The 19,272-nt window shown below is 63.7% G+C and carries 15 protein-coding genes; 8 read left to right on the forward strand and 7 right to left on the reverse strand.

Features of this window, described 5'->3' with window-relative positions; genetic code table 11:
• The first annotated feature begins 5 nt into the window (after positions 1 to 5).
• From LFT43_RS17795 to LFT43_RS17815, 5 genes are all read left to right on the forward strand, one after another.
• Positions 6 to 1,088 carry a glycosidase gene (locus tag LFT43_RS17795; RefSeq protein ID WP_395799063.1) on the forward strand — a complete coding sequence of 361 codons (1,083 nt, stop codon included), beginning with the start codon at positions 6 to 8 and terminating at the stop codon, positions 1,086 to 1,088.
• 74 nt (positions 1,089 to 1,162) lie between these two features.
• The gene (locus LFT43_RS17800; protein ID WP_395799065.1) at positions 1,163 to 3,253 is read left to right on the forward strand and encodes a hypothetical protein; all 2,091 of its coding nucleotides are present in this window, start codon (positions 1,163 to 1,165) and stop codon (positions 3,251 to 3,253) included.
• 29 nt (positions 3,254 to 3,282) lie between these two features.
• Positions 3,283 to 4,365, forward strand: a complete 1,083-nt coding sequence (locus LFT43_RS17805; protein WP_395799067.1) for a hypothetical protein — start codon at positions 3,283 to 3,285, stop codon at positions 4,363 to 4,365.
• Between the two features lie 93 nt (positions 4,366 to 4,458).
• A complete protein-coding gene (locus LFT43_RS17810) occupies positions 4,459 to 5,343 on the forward strand; it encodes an N-acetylglucosamine kinase (protein ID WP_395799069.1) in 885 nt (294 codons plus the stop codon).
• Between the two features lie 263 nt (positions 5,344 to 5,606).
• Positions 5,607 to 5,819, forward strand: a complete 213-nt coding sequence (locus tag LFT43_RS17815; protein WP_184741564.1) for a hypothetical protein — start codon at positions 5,607 to 5,609, stop codon at positions 5,817 to 5,819.
• A gap of 189 nt (positions 5,820 to 6,008) precedes the next feature.
• Here LFT43_RS17815 and LFT43_RS17820 read toward each other — a convergent pair whose 3' ends face one another.
• From LFT43_RS17820 to LFT43_RS17830, 3 genes are all read right to left on the reverse strand, one after another.
• A complete protein-coding gene (locus tag LFT43_RS17820; RefSeq protein WP_395799071.1) occupies positions 6,009 to 6,842 on the reverse strand; it encodes a DUF559 domain-containing protein in 834 nt (277 codons plus the stop codon).
• 177 nt (positions 6,843 to 7,019) lie between these two features.
• Complete coding sequence (locus LFT43_RS17825; RefSeq protein WP_395799073.1) at positions 7,020 to 8,990, reverse strand: ABC transporter ATP-binding protein; 1,971 nt, start codon at positions 8,988 to 8,990, stop codon at positions 7,020 to 7,022.
• Entirely contained in the window at positions 8,987 to 10,720 is a 1,734-nt protein-coding gene (locus LFT43_RS17830; RefSeq protein ID WP_395799075.1) for an ABC transporter ATP-binding protein, read from the reverse strand. The genes LFT43_RS17825 and LFT43_RS17830 overlap by 4 nt, the downstream gene beginning before the upstream one ends.
• Positions 10,721 to 10,872: 152 nt before the next feature.
• Here LFT43_RS17830 and LFT43_RS17835 point away from each other — a divergent pair, with 152 nt between their 5' ends.
• The gene (locus LFT43_RS17835; RefSeq protein WP_395799077.1) at positions 10,873 to 11,709 is read left to right on the forward strand and encodes an alpha/beta fold hydrolase; all 837 of its coding nucleotides are present in this window, start codon (positions 10,873 to 10,875) and stop codon (positions 11,707 to 11,709) included.
• Positions 11,710 to 11,862: 153 nt separating this feature from the next.
• A complete protein-coding gene (locus LFT43_RS17840; protein ID WP_395799079.1) occupies positions 11,863 to 12,336 on the forward strand; it encodes a sensor histidine kinase in 474 nt (157 codons plus the stop codon).
• Between the two features lie 133 nt (positions 12,337 to 12,469).
• Here LFT43_RS17840 and LFT43_RS17845 read toward each other — a convergent pair whose 3' ends face one another.
• The gene (locus LFT43_RS17845) at positions 12,470 to 13,837 is read right to left on the reverse strand and encodes an MFS transporter (protein ID WP_395799081.1); all 1,368 of its coding nucleotides are present in this window, start codon (positions 13,835 to 13,837) and stop codon (positions 12,470 to 12,472) included.
• A gap of 113 nt (positions 13,838 to 13,950) precedes the next feature.
• The gene (locus tag LFT43_RS17850) at positions 13,951 to 14,886 is read right to left on the reverse strand and encodes a dihydrodipicolinate synthase family protein (protein ID WP_395799083.1); all 936 of its coding nucleotides are present in this window, start codon (positions 14,884 to 14,886) and stop codon (positions 13,951 to 13,953) included.
• 162 nt (positions 14,887 to 15,048) lie between these two features.
• Here LFT43_RS17850 and LFT43_RS17855 point away from each other — a divergent pair, with 162 nt between their 5' ends.
• Complete coding sequence (locus tag LFT43_RS17855) at positions 15,049 to 16,089, forward strand: LacI family DNA-binding transcriptional regulator (RefSeq protein ID WP_395799086.1); 1,041 nt, start codon at positions 15,049 to 15,051, stop codon at positions 16,087 to 16,089.
• Positions 16,090 to 16,257: 168 nt separating this feature from the next.
• Here the strand turns inward: LFT43_RS17855 and LFT43_RS17860 are convergent, their stop codons facing one another.
• Together LFT43_RS17860 and LFT43_RS17865 are read right to left on the reverse strand one after the other, a co-directional pair.
• The gene (locus LFT43_RS17860) at positions 16,258 to 17,643 is read right to left on the reverse strand and encodes a formimidoylglutamate deiminase (RefSeq protein WP_395799088.1); all 1,386 of its coding nucleotides are present in this window, start codon (positions 17,641 to 17,643) and stop codon (positions 16,258 to 16,260) included.
• Positions 17,640 to 18,839 (reverse strand): allantoate amidohydrolase, encoded by a 1,200-nt coding sequence (locus tag LFT43_RS17865; protein ID WP_395799089.1) that lies wholly within the window; start codon positions 18,837 to 18,839, stop codon positions 17,640 to 17,642. Before LFT43_RS17865 ends, LFT43_RS17860 begins: the two co-directional genes overlap by 4 nt.
• Positions 18,840 to 19,272 lie beyond the last annotated feature (433 nt).

A 19,272-nucleotide genomic window follows, 5' to 3' on the forward strand; every position in this document is an offset into this window, starting at 1 on the left:
GCTCTATGACTTCCTCAACTTCAGCACTCCCCACGGTCCCGTTCACCCTCACCCGCGCCGGCGTCATTATGACCCCGGAGGAGGGGAACGAGTTCGAAGCCGAAGGCGTCCTCAACCCGGCCAGCGGCCGGGGACTCGACGGCGAGCTGTACCTCCTGCCCCGCCTCGTGGCGAAGGGCAATGTCTCTCGCGTCGGACTTGCCAAGGTGATCATCGGCGACGACGGTGTCCCGTCCGGCGTCGAACGCCAGGGTGTTGTCCTGGCACCGGACGAAGGGTGGGAACGGGGCCTCAACAACGCGGGAACGGAAGATCCCCGCGTCACCTGGGTACCGTCCCTCGGCCGGCACCTGATGACCTATGTCGCCTATGGGCCGCTTGGTCCCCGCCTCGCTTTCGCCCATTCCGAAGACCTGCGCACATGGAACCGTCTGGGGCCCTGCCACTTCGAATACCAGGCCGACTTGTCCATGGACTTGAACTTGTTCGCCAACAAGGACGCCGTGTTCTTCCCGGAACCGGTCAACGATCCCGACGGCGTCCCCTCCTACGCTTTGCTGCACCGCCCCATGTGGGACCTAGGCTGGATCCGCGAGGGCGAGGGAGAGCACCTGCCGGCCGGCCTCGATGACAACCGCCCGGGTATCTGGATTTCCTACGTCGCAGTTGCCGATGTCGAGAGGGACATTCGCAACCTGGTTCACCTGCGCAAACACAAGCTCGTGGCCCTCAGCGAATTCCCCTTCGAAGAACTCAAGATCGGCGGCGGACCAGCACCCATCCGCGTCGACGAGGGCTGGCTCCTGATCTACCACGGCGTCTCCGGTTCGATGGAGAAGTCTGCCTTCGACCACCAGCAGAACGTCAACTACACGGCCGCTGCGATGATCCTGGACAGCGAAGACCCCTCCATCGTGATCGCCCGTAGCGACAAGCCGCTGCTGGCACCCGAAACGGAGGACGAGAGATCGGGCATTGTTCCCAACGTCGTTTTCCCCACCGCAATAGAGAAGATCGGCGACCAGCTGTTCGTCTTCTATGGCATGGCCGACTCGAAGATCGGTGTGGCACGGCTGGACCGCGCCTAAAGGCAGCACCGCGCATACGGCGACACCGCGCCTCAGCAGTCCAGTCCCTTTTTCCATAGCCATAGGAGTTAGACATGACCCGTTTTGCTGTTCATGCACGACTGAAGTCGGCCCCGGTCGCAGTTGTTGCAACACTGTCGATGCTCCTGACCGGGGCAGGGGTGGCGTCAGCGATGCAGCCTGCCCCGGCCGCCGCGTCGCAGGCACCGGCGTCGGCGCTTACGTCGCAGGCACCGTTGACCAATCTTTCCCACCTGAATTTCCTCCTCGACGCCGTTCCGCTCCAAGCGGTAGATGGCCACACGACGTACCAGATCGGTGAACATCCCGCGGCACAAGCGCCGTGGACCTACGCCGGCAAGAATGCCGATGGCAGCTATACCCGGGTAGGAGGAGGCAGCAAGGACGCAACCACAGGTCACTGGAGCCAGGGTGCCTTCAACGCGGACGACATTGCGCGCACCGCCGTCGTCTACTTGCGACACTGGCAGCAGACCGGTGACGCCTCAAGCCGCACCCGCGCCTTCGAGGTGCTGCGGGAGCTGACCTACATGCAGACATCTTCCGGTCCCAACGCCGGAAACGTGGTGCTGTGGCAGCAGTCTGACGGCACGTTGACGCCGAGCGCCAAGCCGGTGGAAAAGCCCGACCCCAGCGATTCAGCCGAGTCGTACTGGCTGGCCCGGACCGTGTGGGCGCTAGGAGAAGGCTATGCCGCGTTCAAGTCGGCCGACCCCCAATTTGCTGCCTTCCTGCAAACCCGGCTGGACCTCGCCGTCACTTCTCTGAACAAGCAGTCCCTCGCCAAGTACGGAAAGTACGACATTGCTGATGGCGCCAAGGTTCCTGCCTGGCTGATTACCGGAGGCGCGGATGCGTCCGCGGAAGCCGTGCTCGGTCTCACCGCTTACGCGAAAGCCGCGCCCGACGACGGCGCTGCCGCTACCGCGCTGAGCAAGCTCACCGAGGGTATCGCCGCGATGTCCTCAGGGTCGGTTCAGCAATGGCCCTTTGGCGCGATTCTTCCGTGGAACCAGTCCCGAACCCTGTGGCACGCTTGGGGTGGCATGACGGCGGCCGCCGTCGCCAATGCTTCTTCGTTGCTGCATCGCCCTGACCTGCTGACCGCGGCAGTGAAGGACTCCGCCCAGTTCACTCCGCAACTCCTCGCTGCGGGCGGACCGGACAATGCGTGGAGCCCCACCCCGGGTGAGGCGCAAATAGCCTACGGCGTGGACTCCCGGGTGGAAGGACTCGTGGCGACCGCCAAAGCCGCGAACGCTCCCGGCCTGCTCGACGTGGCCGCGGTGGCTGCCGGCTGGTACTTCGGTGCCAACCGCAGTGGAAAGCCCGCCTACAACCCCGCAACCGGCACGGCAATCGACGGCATAGAAACCGACGGCCGGGTCAACCCCAACTCCGGGGCGGAATCCACCATCCACACCCTCCTCTCGATGCTCACCCTGGATGCCAATCCGGAGCTCAAAGCGAAGGCCCTGGGGATCAGCAGCACCGTGGCGACGGACGGACTCAAGGTGGCCGAGGCCGAAGCCGGAACCATCACGGGCGGCGCGGTCGTCAAACCCGCCTCCGCATGGACTGGTGAGGCAAACTGGTCCGGCGGCGCATATGTCGCGCTCAACGCAGGCGGCACCCTGAAGATCCCGGTCCCGGCCTCGGACCAGGCGCGGAACGTGTATCCGATCGTGAACCAGCGCCCCGAAGCCGCCGGAACGACGTCGTGGACTTCCGGGAGCACTTTCCTTGGCACCACGCCCAACGGCGGGGCAGGCGAGCAAGGCATCACGGCAGCTCCTGGCAAACTCTTCCCATTCTCCCTTGACCGGCCCATGCCGGCAGGACAGGACAGCGTGGTGGCCAAGGCCGGAAGCGACGCGGCGATCGATGGAGTGCTGCTGCAGCCGCAGATTTCCTCGGTTTCCGTCTCCGGCCCCGGAGGCCGATCAACCCTGTACATTAGCGCCGCCCCGGGAAGCATCGAACGAAAAATGGACATGCCCCAAGGCTTCCATCTGAGCCAGCAGGCCTTTGATGCTTCCGGCCAGCCCGTCAAGCCAAGTTCCGACCAGAACGGGGCAGATCATTCCGGCCGCGTCGCTGTCGCTCCGGGTGGGTTCACCTGGGTGACCTTGGTCCTCAACTAGTCCCCACCGCCACCACAGGAAGAACCCACATGCAGAAGATCACCACCGAAGCCCTGCTCCACAGCTACGAAGGAGCACTCACGTTCAGCAATCCGCTGACCGACACCATTTCCACCGACCAGTTTTCCGCCGAGTACCAGGAGCACCCGGAATGGGCTGTGGGCCCTTTCCGCAAGGACGATTCCCTGACCTTCCGGCAAATCGAGGACTGGGCGGACCCTACCGGCATCGGCTGGACCGCGGATTCAATCTTCAATCCCTCTGTCATGGAGCGCGACGGAAAGCTCTACCTGTTCTACCGCGCATCTCCGCGCAAGGAGTCGGTCTCCAGCCGCATCGGTGTTGCCGTCTACGATCCTGAAACGGGCTGGCAGGACAGCCTCACCAATCCGGCGATCTACCCCACGCAGGACAATGAGATCCTCGGCTGCGAAGATCCCAAGGTGTACCAGGCCAACGGCCGCTACTACATGTTCTACAACGGGATCTGGACAATAGACCGCAGCGAGGAGCAGGCTGGCCAGGATCCCGATGTCTATCCCCTCGGCGATGTTGGCTGCGACATCAATGTTGCAGTGTCCGACGACCTGATCCACTGGGAAAAGCTCGGTTTGGCAGTCCCCCACGAGGTTTCGAAATTTTGGGCCAAGGGAGCCGTCATCCCCCGGAACGCCCGCGGCGAAGCCGTCAAGATTGGCGGCCACTACCTGATGTATCTGTCCGAGGGCTGCGGCGGAACCACCCATGTTGGACGGTCCGCCGACATGGTGAATTGGACGTTTGAGCCGCAGGACTACCTGGACCTCGGGCCGCTGGGCGGCTCACTGCACGAAGTTGCCTGCGCCATTGTCGAGGACGGCGGCGAGAGCGACGACGACGGCGGCGGCAAGCTGGTCCTGGACTTCTTCTATGGGGACGCAGACGGACAATTCTCCGCGGCGCAGGCGCTGTATGACGTGAACCAACCCTTCACCCAGAAAGCCGTGCACAAGGGAGGGTCGCTGGCCTGGGGAGGCCTGCTCAAATTCGGCGGAACCTGGATGTTCGCACAAGGCTGGGATGCGCCCTCCGGATCCCGCGAAATGTACTTCTACCGCGCAGACCAAGGCTAACAACCGCTGCGAAAAACCAGCGCTTTTGATGCTCGGCGCAGGCCCACTGCGCCGAGCATCTTCATGCATTCTCACGAAGTAAGGAAACAATCAGTGAAGACCCCAGTCGTCGGCGCGGTCGTAGGTTTGGACATCGGTGGTTCAAAGACGCGCGGGATCAAATGGATGGATGGAACCGCCGTTGCCGATGTTTCCGGTGGCAGCGCCAATGTGCAGAACGTGAGCCGAGCCCAAGCCCGCAGCAACCTGGGGGGCGTCTTTGCAGGACTCGACGGTGAGACCGTTGCGCGCGTCGTGGTTGGCTCCGGGGGAATTGACACCGCTGACGATGCACAGGCGCTGACGGAACTGATTCAACCGCTGGCTCCCTCCGCCGTCGTCTCCGTAGTCCATGACACGCGCCTTCTGCTGGCCGCGGCAGGATGCAGCACCGGAATTGCCGTGATCGCCGGCACTGGATCCGCGGCCTGGGGCACTAACGGTGAGGACCAGGCGCGTGCGGGGGGCTGGGGCTACTTGCTTGGTGACGAAGGCAGCGGTTACTGGTTCGGCCGTGAAGCAGTGAGGTACAGCCTTGAGCGAATGAACAATGGGCTGCGCCCCGACGAACTGACGCAGGCGCTCTTGAAGTCTTGCGGCCTCACCGGCCCCGAGGGTTTGATCGCCCTTTTCCATGGCGACGCTGGGCGCGAGTTTTGGGCTGCCAAGTCGCCCTTGGTCTTTGAGTGCGCGGCCTCGGGACACACGGCGTCGTTGGACATGATCCTCCAGGCAGGAGCTGATCTTGCCACGTTGGCGGCGAAATGCGCTGAGCAACTAACCATCGAGGGGCCGATCGTCCTCGGTGGTGGCCTCGGCATGAACCAGCCCACTTTGCAGACGGCCATGCGGATAGCCCTTGTCACTCGAGGCCTTGAAACTTTGCAGGTCCTCACCCAGGATCCGGTCTTCGGCGCATTGCAGCTGGCATCTGACTAGCCCGCCTAGCTGTGATGAGACTCACTAGCAACAAATGGCATCTTGGCTTGAGCCGTCTACGCCTCACTGTGCACTATGGAAAGGCAGGGCCAGGACGCAATGTCCCGGCCAAGTTTTTGCCCATCCTGGTGGACGCAATGAGGCCAAACCGGTGAGCTTGTCGAGCCCGCCTGAAGTCTCAGGCGTTCATGGATTGGTCATACTGCGGCTTCGCACTGGCGCGATCGCCGAATATCCGGATTCATGAATGGAAGCACTGAACAATGACGTTTGAAACTGCCGACTCCGTAACCCTCAAGATTTGGGACCGCTCAACCACCCACCACACCCTGGACGCCCTTGTGCACGATTTCTCCGTGCGCCACAACACTTCCAAGGCAAGCATCGCGGTCACCTGCAGCGGGCCGAACACCTTCACGGTCAGCCTGAACGGCAGCGCAGCGAAGGCCACGGCCTTCGACGCACACTCCCTGTAACAACGCCTTTTCGGACGCAACGCGACGACAACGGCGGGAGGCGCCTCCCGCCGTCGTTCGCGTATCCCGCCCGGTCCGGAGGGGCGTGTCACGCCAGGCAGGTTTTTGGCCGCTGCAGGCATCCGAACTCCTGAATTTCGGGGCTTCTCCCTGACCCAAGGCCCCAAAAAGTTGCTATGCGTGACACAGTTACGTTGCCGGACGGGCAATTTTCCCGCGCCCAAGCACCGCAAGAACCTCCGAAACCATGGTTTCTGCTTCATAGACGACGTCCGGGTAGTAGTAACGGAGCACTGTATAGCCCTGAACCACAGACGAGTTGTTACGGCGATGGTCTTTCTTTACCTGCCGCCAGTCCGCATGGTGGCGGCCGTCGAGTTCCACCAACAGCCAACCGTCCAGCAACAGGTCCATGTAGCCTACGCCGTCGAGATAGAACTGTGGCTGCACGTGGATTCCGGCCCTCCGGAAGTAAGTCCGGGCCAGCGTCTCCAACATCGACTCAGCCCCGCGATCCACCCAACGTAGAACCTGGCGTGCCTTCCCGTTGCGCTTTCCCGGCAGCCGCTCCCGCAGGAATCCCACTGTCATGTCACCGCGGGCCACAGCACACTCCACCATGACCAAGGATTCCTGCCAGGGCAGGCAGCGCAATGCGTGGATCAGGACATCTGCTAGGGAAGCCACTGGTTTGTGCGGATGCGCGGGGAGCAGCAAACCACCGTGATGTAGGACGTCGCAGGTCCCTCGGTTGCGCCTGTGGTGCACGTGCAGTGGGCCGGACTGGTCAATGACCCACAACCCGTAGAACGGGGCCGCACTGACGCAGGTCCGTATTTGGTGGTTCCGGACCAGGGTCACATCGGCGACGGATGCCGAAGCCAGCGCGTAGACGCCGCGCGCCGGTTGTTCCACACCGCGGCGAACCGCCCTCCTCAGCTGGCTGTCGGCAATGCCAAGACGCGCCAGCACGGGCCTTCGCGCCACTCCCCCACAGAGATTAAGCGCCTTTTCGACATCCATGTAGCCATCGTGCCGGGCCGGGGCGCGTTTGCGTCACCCCCGGCACGCCGTATGTGGACAAGCAAACGTCACGCCTGGCACATTTTTAGCGGCCGGCTAGGATCAAGACCCTGGATTTCCGGGCTTCTCCCTGACCCAAGGCCCCAAAAAGTTGCCCGGCGTGACACAGCTACGCCCTCAGACCTCGGCCACCGGCGCCGCGAACTGGGCCTCGTACAGCCGCGAGTAGGCGCCACCAGCAGCCAACAGCTCCGCATGCGTTCCTTGCTCCACGATCTGCCCGGCTTCCATCACCAGGATGAGGTCGGCGTCGCGGATCGTGGAGAGGCGGTGCGCGATTACAAAGCTCGTCCGGTCTGAACGCAAGGCACTCATGGCCTTCTGCACCAGGACCTCGGTCCTGGTGTCCACGGAGCTCGTGGCCTCGTCCAGAATCAAGACTGAAGGACGCGCCAAGAACGCCCGGGCGATGGTGAGCAGCTGCATCTCACCTGCGGAAACGTTGCTGCCTTCGTCGTCGAGCACTGTGTCATACCCTTCCGGGAGCGAGTGGACGAAGCGGTCTACGTATGCCGCCTGTGCGGCCTCCAGAATCTCGGCTTCGGTGGCGTCCGGCCGGCCGTACGCGATGTTGTCCCGGATGGTGCCGCCGAACAGCCATGTGTCCTGCAGGACCATGCCCATCCGCGAGCGCAGTTCGTACCGCGACATCGAGGCGACGTCGACGCCGTCGAGCGTTATCCGCCCCGCGTCGAGCTCGTAGAAGCGCATCATCAGGTTCACGAGGGTGGTTTTGCCGGCCCCGGTGGGTCCGACGATCGCCACGGACTGTCCGGGCTCGGCCACCAGGCTCAAGTCCTGGATCAGCGGCTTTTCTGCCGAGTAGGAGAAGGAGATGTTCTCGAACACCAAGCGCCCGCGCGTCACCTCCGGAACGGCCGAAGGCTCAGGATCGGGGCTCTGCTCTTCGGTGTCGAGCAGCGCGAAGACGCGTTCGGCAGACGCCACACCAGACTGGAGCAGATTGGCCATTGAACCAAGCTGCGCGAGAGGCTGGGTGAACTGCCGCGAGTACTGGATGAAGGCCTGGACATCGCCAAGCTGCATGGCACCGGAGGCCACCTGCAGCCCACCCACCACGGCGATCCCCACATAGACCAGGTTGCCGATGAACGTCAGTGCCGGCATGATCAGGCCGCTGAAGAACTGGGCTCCGAAACTGGCCGAGAACAACTCCCCGTTCTTCTCGCGGAAGCGCTGCTCCACCTCCCGCTGCCGGCCGAACACCTTCACCAGTGCATGGCCGGTGTACGTCTCTTCGATCTGCCCGTTCAGCTCTCCAGTGTTCTTCCACTGGGCAACGAACAGCTTCTGCGAGCGCTTGGCAATCAGCATGGTGGTCACGAGCGTCAAGGGCACAGTGACCAGGGTGATGAACGCCAGAATCGGCGACAGCAGGAACATCATGAAGATGACCCCCGCCACGGTGAGCAGGGATGTCACCGCCTGGCTGATGGACTGCTGGAGGCTTTGCGAGATGTTGTCGACGTCGTTGGTCACCCGGCTGAGGAGTTCACCGCGCTGCACGGAGTCGAAGTAGCGCAACGGAAGGCGGTTGATTTTCGCTTCGATCTGCTCGCGCAGGCGGTACACGGTGCGCTGCACGACGCCGTTGAGCACGTACGCCTGGATCCAGCCGAACGCTGAGGCCAGGACATAGAGGACCAGCACCCACAGCAGGATCGAGGACAGCGCCCCGAAGTCGATTCCGACGCCGGGAGTCAGGTCCATGCCCCTGAGCATGTCGGCCTTGGAGTTCTGCCCGGAGGCGCGCAGGCCGTCGATGAGCTGTTGCTTGCTCACCCCGGCGGGAAGTTGCTTGGAGACGACGCCGGCGAAGATCAGGTTGGTGCCCTCGCCGAGTAGCCGGGGGCCGATCACGGACAGGGTCACGCTCGCGACAGCCAGGGCGAGAACCAGGGTCAGCCACATGCGCTCCGGCCGAAGGGTGCCGAGGAGCCGCTTGGCAGAAGGCAGGAAGTTCATGGCTTTTTCGGCCGGGACGTTCATGCCCGCGAAAGGTCCGCCACGGCCGGGCCCCATCGGAGGGCGGGGCGGGCGGTTGGCCGTGCTGGGTGCGCTGCTCATGCCGCCTCCTCCGCTGCCAGTTGCGAGGAAACTATCTCGCGGTACGTTTCGGACGTCTCCAACAACTCTTCGTGGGTTCCGCGCCCCACCAGCTGCCCGTCGTCGAGCACTAGAATCTGCTCGGCGTCCGCGATGCTGGACACCCGCTGCGCGATGATGACCATGGTGGCGCCGGACGTGTGGCGTTTGAGGGCCTGGCGCAGCCTTGCATCGGTGGCGGTGTCAAGGGAGGAGAAAGAATCGTCGAAGATGTAGAGCTCGGGCTGCTTCACGAGCGCCCGGGCGATGGCGAGGCGTTGGCGCTGGCCACCGGAGACGTTGGTGCCGCCTTGCGAGATGGGAGCATCCAGCCCGCCTTCCATTTCCTCGACGAAATCCTGCGCCTGCGCAATGGAGAGGGCCCGCCAGAGTTCTTCTTCGGTGGCGTCGGGCTTGCCGTAAAGCAGGTTGCTCCGGACGGTGCCTGAGAACAGGTAGGGCTTTTGCGGAACCAGCCCGATGTGCCCCCACAGAAGGTCCGGGTGCAGCTCGCGGACGTCGACGCCGTCGATCCTCACCGAGCCGCTGCTCGCGTCGAAGAGCCTGGGCAACAAGTTAACCAGGGTGGTCTTGCCGGCGCCGGTGCTGCCGATGATCGCCGTCGTCTGGCCCGCACGGGCCTGGAAGCTGATCCCGTTGAGGACCGGCTGCTCGGCACCCGGATAGGCGAATCCGACGTCGCGCAATTCCAGCTCGCCGCGCCCGGCGGTTTCCGTGACCGGGTTCTCGGGAGGCCGCACGCTCGATTCGGTCTCCAGCACCTGTCCGATGCGGTCCGCCGAAACGGCCGCACGCGGGATCATCACCGCCATGAATGTGGCCATCATGACTGACATCAGGATCTGCATGAGGTAGCTCAGGAAAGCGATCAGCGTGCCTACTTGCATGGACCCGTCGTCGATCCGGAACGAGCCGAACCAGATCACGGCCACGCTGGAGACGTTGAGCACCAGCATTACTACCGGGAACATGAGGGCCATCAGCCGGCCGGCCCGCAATGCCATCTCGGTGACGTCCTGGTTGGCTGAGGCGAAGCGTTCCGTCTCCATGTCCTCACGCACGAACGCGCGCACCACGCGGATGCCGGCCAGTTGTTCGCGGAGCACCCTGTTCACGGTATCGATCCGGACCTGCATCTTGCGGAACAGGGGAACCATCCGGGTCACAATGAGGCCGACGGCAACGAGCAACACCGGGACACTCACTGCTATCAGCCAAGACAACTGGGCATCCTGCCGGACGGCCATGATCACGCCGCCGATGCTGAGTATGGGCGCCGCCACCATGAGTGTGCAGGTCATCAGGACGAGCTGCTGGACCTGCTGCACGTCGTTGGTGGAGCGCGTGATCAGGGACGGCGCACCGAAGCGGGTGACCTCCTGCTCGGAGAACTCCCCCACCCTGGTGAAAATAGCGCCGCGCAAGTCCCGCCCCAACCCCATGGCCGCTTTCGCGCCGAAATACACAGCCGTCACCGAACAGGCGATTTGCAGGAGGGTGATGAGCAGCATGAGGCTGCCGGTTCCAAGGATGTACCCGGTATCCCCCTTGGCCACGCCTTCGTCAATAATGTCGGCATTCAGGGTAGGCAAGTACAGCGAAGCTATTGACTGCGCCAACTGGAAAACGACGACGGCGATCAGTAGCCGCCGATGTGGCCGCAGGTACTGAACAAGAAGTTTCCAGAGCATCAGGTCTCCAACTCACGTAGTGATTCGAAGCCAGTCTACGACTGGTTGCTGGGGGCAACTAGGGCTTTTCCTCAGGGCGAAGCGTGGAGCCGTCGTACCCGGACAGTAGGCTGGAGACGCTCGGCAAGATCCGCTACGAAAGGACCGTAGTCATGGCTTACATCACCGTCGGAAATGAAAACAGCACCGAGATCGAGATTTACTACGAGGACCACGGGACCGGCCAGGCAGTGGTCCTGATCCACGGCTATCCCCTGGATGGTTCGTCATGGGAGAAGCAGACCGCCGCACTGCTCGACGCCGGCTACCGGGTCATCACCTACGACCGCCGCGGCTTCGGCAAGTCCAGCAAGCCGACCGTCGGCTACGACTACGACACCTTCGCCGCCGACCTCAACACCCTGCTGAACACCATCGACGTGAACGACGCCGTCCTGGTGGGCTTCTCGATGGGCACCGGCGAAGTAGCCCGCTACATCAGCACCTACGGCTCGGCCCGGGTGGCGAAGGCCGTTTTCCTTGCATCCTTGGAACCGTTCCTCCTTCAGACGGAGGACAACCCAGGAGGCGTCCCGCAGTCCGTGTTCGACGGACTTTCCGAAGCCGTTATCGCCGACCGCTACGCTTTCTTCACCGAATTCTTCAACAACTTCTACAACGCTCCTACTTTCCTCGGAACCCACCGCCTGAGCCACGAAGCAGTCACCGCCAGCTGGAACCTGGCAGCCCATTCAGGCGCCTACGCCTCAGTGGCCGCCCAGCCCACGTGGCTCACGGATTTCCGCGCCGACATCCCCAAGATCGGTGTGCCCACCTTGATCGTGCACGGCACCGCGGACAACATCCTCCCCATCGACGCCACCGGCCGGAGGTTCGCCGAAGCGCTCCCCAGCGCCGAGTATGTCGAGATCGACGGCGCCCCGCATGGCTTCCTGTGGACGCACGGCGCCGAGATCAACAGGGCTTTGCTGGGCTTCCTCGCGAAGTAGCACCCAGACGAAGATTCCTGACAAAAAAATTAGGACGAAACTAAGCAAATATCGCGGGAACCTTAAGCCCCGGGGTCCACTCTTAATCCAAGCAGAGGCGGATCCCATTCGCTGGCGAAAGCACCAAGGCTGCAAGGGGAAGCAGGACCGGTCATGAAGACAGCAACAACTCTGAACGAGGTTACCGCCATCAACGGCGTTATCACCGATCAGCAACCCGTTGACTTCCACGCTTTGGGGCTCGCCGGCTGCATTGACCGCTTGGCCGCGCCGCTGCGCCGCCAAGGGACCGAGGTCCACTGGGAGACGCCGCACCATGGGATTGAAATCTCGTCCGGCTCGGCGTCCCTTCTCTACCACGCAGCCAAGGAAGTCCTCAGCAATGCGTTCAAGTACGCACACGCCCACGACATCACCGTCCGGCTTGCGGCGGTGTATCACGGGATCCGGCTGACCGTCACCGACAACGGCGCCGGCTTCGACAGCCAGGCCGCGGCCGCCGACGGGAACCATGGATTCGGGCTCCGCCTCATGTCCATCGCCGTCAATGAAGTGGGCGGCGAGGTCTCCATCGCCTCCAAGCCAGGCAACGGTACTTGCGTTACCGTCACGCTGCCGCTCGACTGACGCTAGGTCCAGTGCCCGACGGCGGCGGGCAGCACCCGCCCTCGTCATCGGTTTCCGGAGAACTCCTTCAGCGCCTCCGCACGTCATGAGTCCTTTTTGTCAGGTTGGTGCGGATTTCGTTTCCGCGTTGCTGCTATTCGAGGTCGGCGATGGTTCGTCCGGTGCGGTCGGGCGTCAGGACGGAGAAGAGGACACCTGCGACGGGGCCGATGATGCCGAGTGCGAGAGCAAAGGGGACGGTGCCGGCGAGGGTGAGTGCGAAGAGGGGGAAGACACCGGCCCCAAGGCCCCGGCCTACGTAGTAGCTGGCGCTGGAGCCCGTGGAGCGGATGCGGGTGGGAAAGAATTCGGACATCCAGACACCGAGAACACCGAAACCTCCGGCCCCTCCCGCGCACATCATGAGTGCCCAGAATCCCGGCGCCGTCCAGAACGCGCCAGTGATTTGCGCGCGTCCTGAGGTGAGCAGGGACAAGAACCAGACGAAGCCGGCGGTTCCAAAGACGCATGCTGCCGTGAACGCGTATTTCCGGTGAATGCGGTCGGAGACGAACCCGGTGGTTGAGTACGTGATGATCGTGGAAACGTAGCCAAGCAGCACGATCAGGCTCACGGTGTCCAGGGGCAATTGCTGCGTCTTGAGCAGGTAGGTGGAGAGGTAGGCGCCTACCGAGTTGGTGGTCAGGAACATCGCTGTCGACAGGATCATGAACAGGACGGTCCCGTACACGAAGCGGGGGCGGAAGATGTCGATCACTGGAACCTTGGAGCGGCGCAGTTCCTCGGGGAGCGTGCCGTTCCTGCGGTGTTCCTGGTAACTGAGCCATTGCTTGGATTCGGGCAGCAGCTTCAGGGAGGCTGCTCCGATCACGAGACTGATCAGGCCGATCGCGATATAGCCTGCCCGCCAGCCCAGGTCGTGGCCCAGGGTGGAGAGAAACAGGTAGATCAGGCCTGCGGTGAGGATTTCACCGACGAAGTACATGGACTGGATGATGCCGCCCATGGTTCCGCGTTTCTTGGTCTGCCAGCATTCGGTGAACATGGAGAACGAAAGCCCGAATAGGCCGCCCATCCCGACGCCGGCGAGCACGCGGGTCAGGAGGAAGGTCTCGTAGTTGGTGGCCAGCCCGCCGAGGGTGGCTGCGACGCCGAAGGCGAGGACCGAGATCGCGAAGGTGCGGCGCCTTCCCAGGGTGTCGCCGAGTGTGCCGAACACGAAGCCACCCAGGATGGAGGCGAACCCCTGCACCGTCGCGACCGTGATCAGGGCAATCGTGGAAACGTGCAGGCTGTCCGAGATGTAGGCCAGCGGAAAGCCGATCAGGTTAAGTTCGGCGCCGTCGAACAGGGTGCCCAGCAGGGCGAAGGCCAGGATGAACCGGATTTCCCTGCGGGTGTAGAACGTGGACGTGCCGCCCGAAGGTGCGGCACTTCCTGCGGAGGCCGTCTGCGCCGGGTGGTCCTTGAGGGCGGGGGCGGTCTTGTTCAGCTCGCGCATTGCGAGTCCTCCTTCTCCAGCTGCGGTGCTGGGGGTCGTCGTTGACCAGGTTGGAGAGTGAAATTTTCGGGAAGGATGGCGGGTTTTGGCCCGCCATCCTTGGGATCCGTAGATCAGGCGGGAACGGTGACGCTGCCCAGGTTGGCGGACTTCAATGCCAGCGCGATTTCGGCGTCGGCACCTTCAGCCAGCGGGAGCAGCGGCGGCCGGACGGTGGCATGCTCGAGGATGCCGCGGGCGACGAGTCCTTCCTTGAGGGCCACGGTCCCTTCCATGTGGGATCCGCGGTGGTAGACGTTCTTGGTCACCGGCAGCAGGCGGTCGTGAATGGCACGCGCCGCTGCATAGTCCTTTGCCTTGCCGGCTGCGATCAGCTCCACGAGCGGCTCGGGGGCGAGTCCCCCATAGCCAACCAAAGCGCCGTCGACGTCGAACATCGTGTGCAGCAGGTACTCGTCATGGCAGGTCAGGATCTGCAGCTCAGGGAAGCTCGCGCGCAGAACGGGAATTTCGGTATCCCAGCGCTTCATGTTCCGCACGCCGTTCTTCGTGGCGAACACGCCTTCCTGGCCGGCGATCTCAAGCTGGGTTCCGATGTCGTAGGTGGCCTTGGTGGCATCCGGGTACTGGAAGAGGATGAGCGGCAGGCCTGAGGTTTCGTAGATTTCCTTGTAGCGGGTCTGTGGTGCGCCCTTCTGGTATCCGAAGCGGAGCCAGCCGTGCGAGGGGTAAACGAGGCCGGCGGCCGCCCCTGCCTCGACAGCCCGCTTGGCTTCCAGGGCAGCGACAGTGTTTCCCTCGCCTGTGATGCCGGCGATGATCGGGATCGCTCCGCTGACGGCGTTCTTGAATTCGCGGATAACGAGCGCCTGCTCATCCTGGGTCAGGAACGTGCCTTCGCCGGCGTGGCCGAGGACCACCAGGCCCTTGACGCCGTCGACGCTGGCCAGCCAACCGCCGAGCCGGTGGATCGCGTCGACGTCGACGCTGCCGTCCCGGTTGAACGGCGTTACAGGTGCGGGAACGAGCCCGCGAAGATCGATGGTCATGAGAGCTTCCTCTGTTTTCTTGATCGTAGTCCCGCTAGAATATGAGAACGTTTGCGGGAACGTTTTCATTCTGCGACGTGGTACAGCTCACTGTCAAGACCGCGGTTCTCGATTGGAGGAAATAGAGTGTCTTCTAAGACAATCCCGAACAGGAGTATTCACATGGAACCGGCTACACCCGGCGCGACCGTCACCTTGCGGGATGTTGCTGCCGCCAGTGGTGTGAGTCTTTCCACCGCTAGCCGCGCGCTTGACGAGCGGGGCCAAGCCCCACGGTCGGCGGCCGCCCAGCACGTGCGGAAAGTTGCCGAGGAACTCGGCTACCGCCGGAACTCCTTCGCATCGAGCCTGCGCCGGGGGGAAACCCGCACCCTCGGGGTGTTGGTGCCGCGCCTCAGCGACACGGTGATGGCGCTGATGTTCGAGGAACTGGAACGTGCGGCGTCGGACCGCGGCTACTTTGCCATGGTCGCCACCAGCGGCGATGACCCCGAAGACGAGCGTCGCGCCGCCGAAACCCTGCTGGACCGCAACGTCGACGGGCTGATTCTGGCAACGGCCCGGCTCGACGACGATTTGCCACGCCTGCTGCGCAATCGCGGCGTGACACACGCGCTGGTGTTGCGTACCGATGGAGTGAGCCCGTCCGCAGTCGGAGACGACGAAATAGGCGGATACCTCGCCATCCGACACCTGATCGACCTGGGGCACCATGACATCGCGGTCGTGACCGGCCCCACTTTCACATCCAGCGGCGTCGGCCGCCTCGCCGGCGCACGCCGTGCATTTGACGAGGCCGGCATCAACCCGCCCCAGGAATGGCTGATCGCTGCCGGTTACGGCATTGAAAACGGGTTCTCGGCCGGAGTAGCACTGCTAGGGGAAAGCTCCGGAAAACGCCCGACGGCGGTGTTCGCTGCCAACGACAACATAGCGTTGGGCGTCATTGCCGCAGCACACAAGTTCGGGATCACCGTAGGGCAGGACCTGGCACTCGTCGGATACAACGACACCCCGCTTTCAGCCAGGCTCTCCACCCCGTTGACTTCGGTACGGGTCCCTCTCGCCCAGATCGCCAGCACGGCGATCGATCTCATCGTGAACCCAGGCAAGGAACCACACATCCGCAAATCCATGCCTACCCTGATCCCCAGGGAATCCAGTGGATCCCCCAAACACTTTGCGGGAACCGATCGCATCTAAGCCGGTCCGGCTGGTGTGCAGGTTCCGGCTTCATCCGTCACGCCACGCACTTTCTTGGTGGCTCCAGCGTCCCCTCGCCGTGGAATTCCGGGGCGGAACATCGGCCGCGCCTCCAAAAGCCTGCTCCGCGTGACGCCTCCCCAACCGCTTCAGGGCGGGGAGCCGGGTTTAGGAGAACTCCTTCAACGCCTCCGTGAGCAACCTGCCCGGCGTGCCGAGCCGTACGTGGACTCCGTGCGAAGCCACGAGTTCCCCGGCAATGACGACGCCGGTGACGTCACTCGCCGTCGCGCTGAACGCGAACTGCTGCGGCATGGAACCGGCGGTCCGCACCGAGTCCGGGTCCACAGCCATGAGGTCGCAGACTGCGCCTACTTCCAGCGCCGACGCTATGGGCGTGCCCATAGACGCTGCTGCACCGACCGTGGCAGCGCGAAACAGTTCCTGTGGTGAAAACCTGCCCCGCTGACCGGAACCCAGGCGTTCTCCGTGCTCCAAGGTGCGCATTTCAACCCAGGGATCAATCACGGCGTGCTGGTCCGTGCCGAGCGCGATGGTCGCACCGGCGTCGGACAATGCGCGCGCTGGTCCGATCCCATCGGCGAGATCGGCCTCGGTGCTCGGACACATCACCACCGTGGCTCCAGCGTCACCGAGGAGCCTGATGTCTTCCGGTGTCAGGTGCGTGGCGTGGACGGCGGAGAGTCGCCTGGACAACAGGCCATGCCGGGCAAGGAGTCCAGCTGGGGTGAGACCGTAGGCCTGCAGGCACGCCTCGTTCTCAGCCGGTTGTTCGCTCAGGTGGATGTGGAGGGGAATGCCGGTGGGCAGCTGCCGGGCAACTGTCTTGAGAGCTTCCTCGGGCACGCCGCGAACCGAATGCAGGGCGGCCCCCACGCTGACCATGTCCGGCGGAAAGGTTCGCGCGATTTCGGCCCTCAGCGAGGCGAGCCGGCCCAGCCATGCCTGCGCGTCGGCGTCGCCGAACCGTGCCTGTTCCGGGCCAAGCGGCGTTCCGATGCCTCCTGCGAGATAAAGGGTGTCCAGCAAAGTGAGCCGGATCCCGGCCGCAACGGCTGCCCGTGCCAACGCCAGTTCCATCGCGTGCGGCTCCGGGTACGGTGTCCCTTTGGGCTGGTGGTGGACATAGTGGAACTCGGCCACGCTGCTGAACCCCGACACGACCATTTCCGTGAAGACTGCCGTGGCCAGCTTTTCGTACTTCTCCGGTGTCAACTCCGCGGCGCTCCGGTACATCTGCTCCCGCCACACCCAGAAGTCACCACGCCCATCATGCGTCCGTCCGCGCAGGATCCGGTGGAATGCATGCGAGTGGGCGTTGGCCGCCGCCGGGAAGACGACTCCAACCAGGATCTGGTCGCCGGTCTCCGGCTGGACCCCGGTAGAGATGCTGGAGATGCGTCCGTTGTCCACCTCCAACCTGACGCCCGTGACAACCTCCGAAGCGCCTACGCCTGAACCGCCCACGCCAGCGTCAGCGCCGGCGTCAGCGTCGGCGTTTACCAGCGCCGCCTCGCACCAGAACCCGCTCACAGGAGTCCCTCCAAAACGTCAGCGAGCGCAACGGCGCCGGCGGAAGCGTCCTCGTCCGCCACGTATTCTTCCGGGGAATGCGAGATTCCGCTGGGATTGCGGACGAAAAGCATCGCCGAGGGGACATGTCCAGCCAGCACACCGGCGTCGTGCCCTGCGCCGGTAGCCAGCACTGGCGCCCCAGGCAGGAGCTCGCCGATGCGTCGGCTCAGGCCGGGATCGAAGTGCACGGTGTCGCTGTAGGACTCCTCCGTGAGGGTTACCGTGCATCCTTCGCCCGCCGCGATTTCCCGGGCTGCGCCGTAGATCGATTCGATCAGTTGCGCCGTGACGGCGTCGTCGGGATGGCGGGCGTCAAGCCACAGGTCCACGCGGGAGGCAATCACGTTGGTGCCACCCGGAACGGGCGTCAAGCGCCCGACCGTGGCCCTCGCATCCGACTGCTTGGCCGCGGTGTCGCGGACGGCGACGACGATCTGCGCGGCCGTGACCATCGGATCGGCACGGTCGGCCATGAGGGTTGTCCCGGCGTGGTTGCCCTGGCCGCTGACGCTCAACTTCCAGCGGCCGTGGCCCAAGATGGAGCTCCCGACGGCGATTGCCGGCCCGCTCTGGCCCAAGCCCTTGCCTTGTTCCACATGGAGTTCGACGAAGTCGCCGATTCGAGCGAGCGCCTCCGGATCTGGCCCGACGAACCGGGGATCCAGTCCGTGGTCCCGCGCGACGTCGGCGAAAGTGTTGCCATCGACGTCGCGCAGGTTCAGTGCCTTGTCGACGTCGATGGCCCCGGTCAGGATCCGTGACCCCAGGCAGGCCACGCCAAAGCGGGAACCTTCCTCTTCCGGGAAAACCGTGATGGCCAGGGAGCGCCCCGGACTAAGGCTGCGGGACTTGAGGATATCGACGGCGGCCAGTGCGGAAGCGACGCCGAGCGGCCCGTCAAAGGCACCTCCTCCGGGGACGGAGTCGAGATGGCTGCCGGTGACAATCGCACCGTCCTGGGGATTTCCCCACCAAGCCCAGATGACGCCGTTGCGGTCGGTCTCGACGTCGAGGCGGCGCCGCTGGGCTTGTTCGATGAACCATTGCCTGAGGTCGAGCTCGGGCGTCGAGTAGACGGCCCTGGAGTATCCTCCGCGCACCGCATCGCGGCCCACGTCCTTGATTGAGTCAAGGAGCTGATTGACGGTTTCCACGTGTTCCTCCGATTAATGAAGACTGCCACCAAGTAAAACTGGATGCCACCCCACGACAAGACCCTGAGCGTAAGACCCCCACAATCAAAACAGGCTTGAAACTCCGCCGAAACCGCTTGTTCCCAGGAGGCGTCTCAAATCCCGGAATCCAGCGGCGATCCACTTGACGATGCTTCCGGAATTCGGGCGCTAAGCATGCTTAGCTATGGACTGTCGCCCCGGACGGGCGTACCTTAATATCCAAACACCGCACTGGGGAGGTGGCGTGTTTGGCCGGGTATCTGGGGTGCCGTGGCGTTTCCTTGCTACGCCCTGTTCTTCTCGCTATTTTTGGCGCATTTGCTTGGACGGTCTGGCTCGCCGGCCCGTCGCAAGCCAGTGACCTTCTGCCGACGATTCCGGCTGTCCCGTCGCCCCCCGTCTCACTCTCCGA

Origin of the sequence: Arthrobacter sp. FW306-04-A, from assembly GCF_044358315.1 — a bacterium.
Taxonomy (GTDB): Bacteria; Actinomycetota; Actinomycetes; order Actinomycetales; family Micrococcaceae; genus Arthrobacter.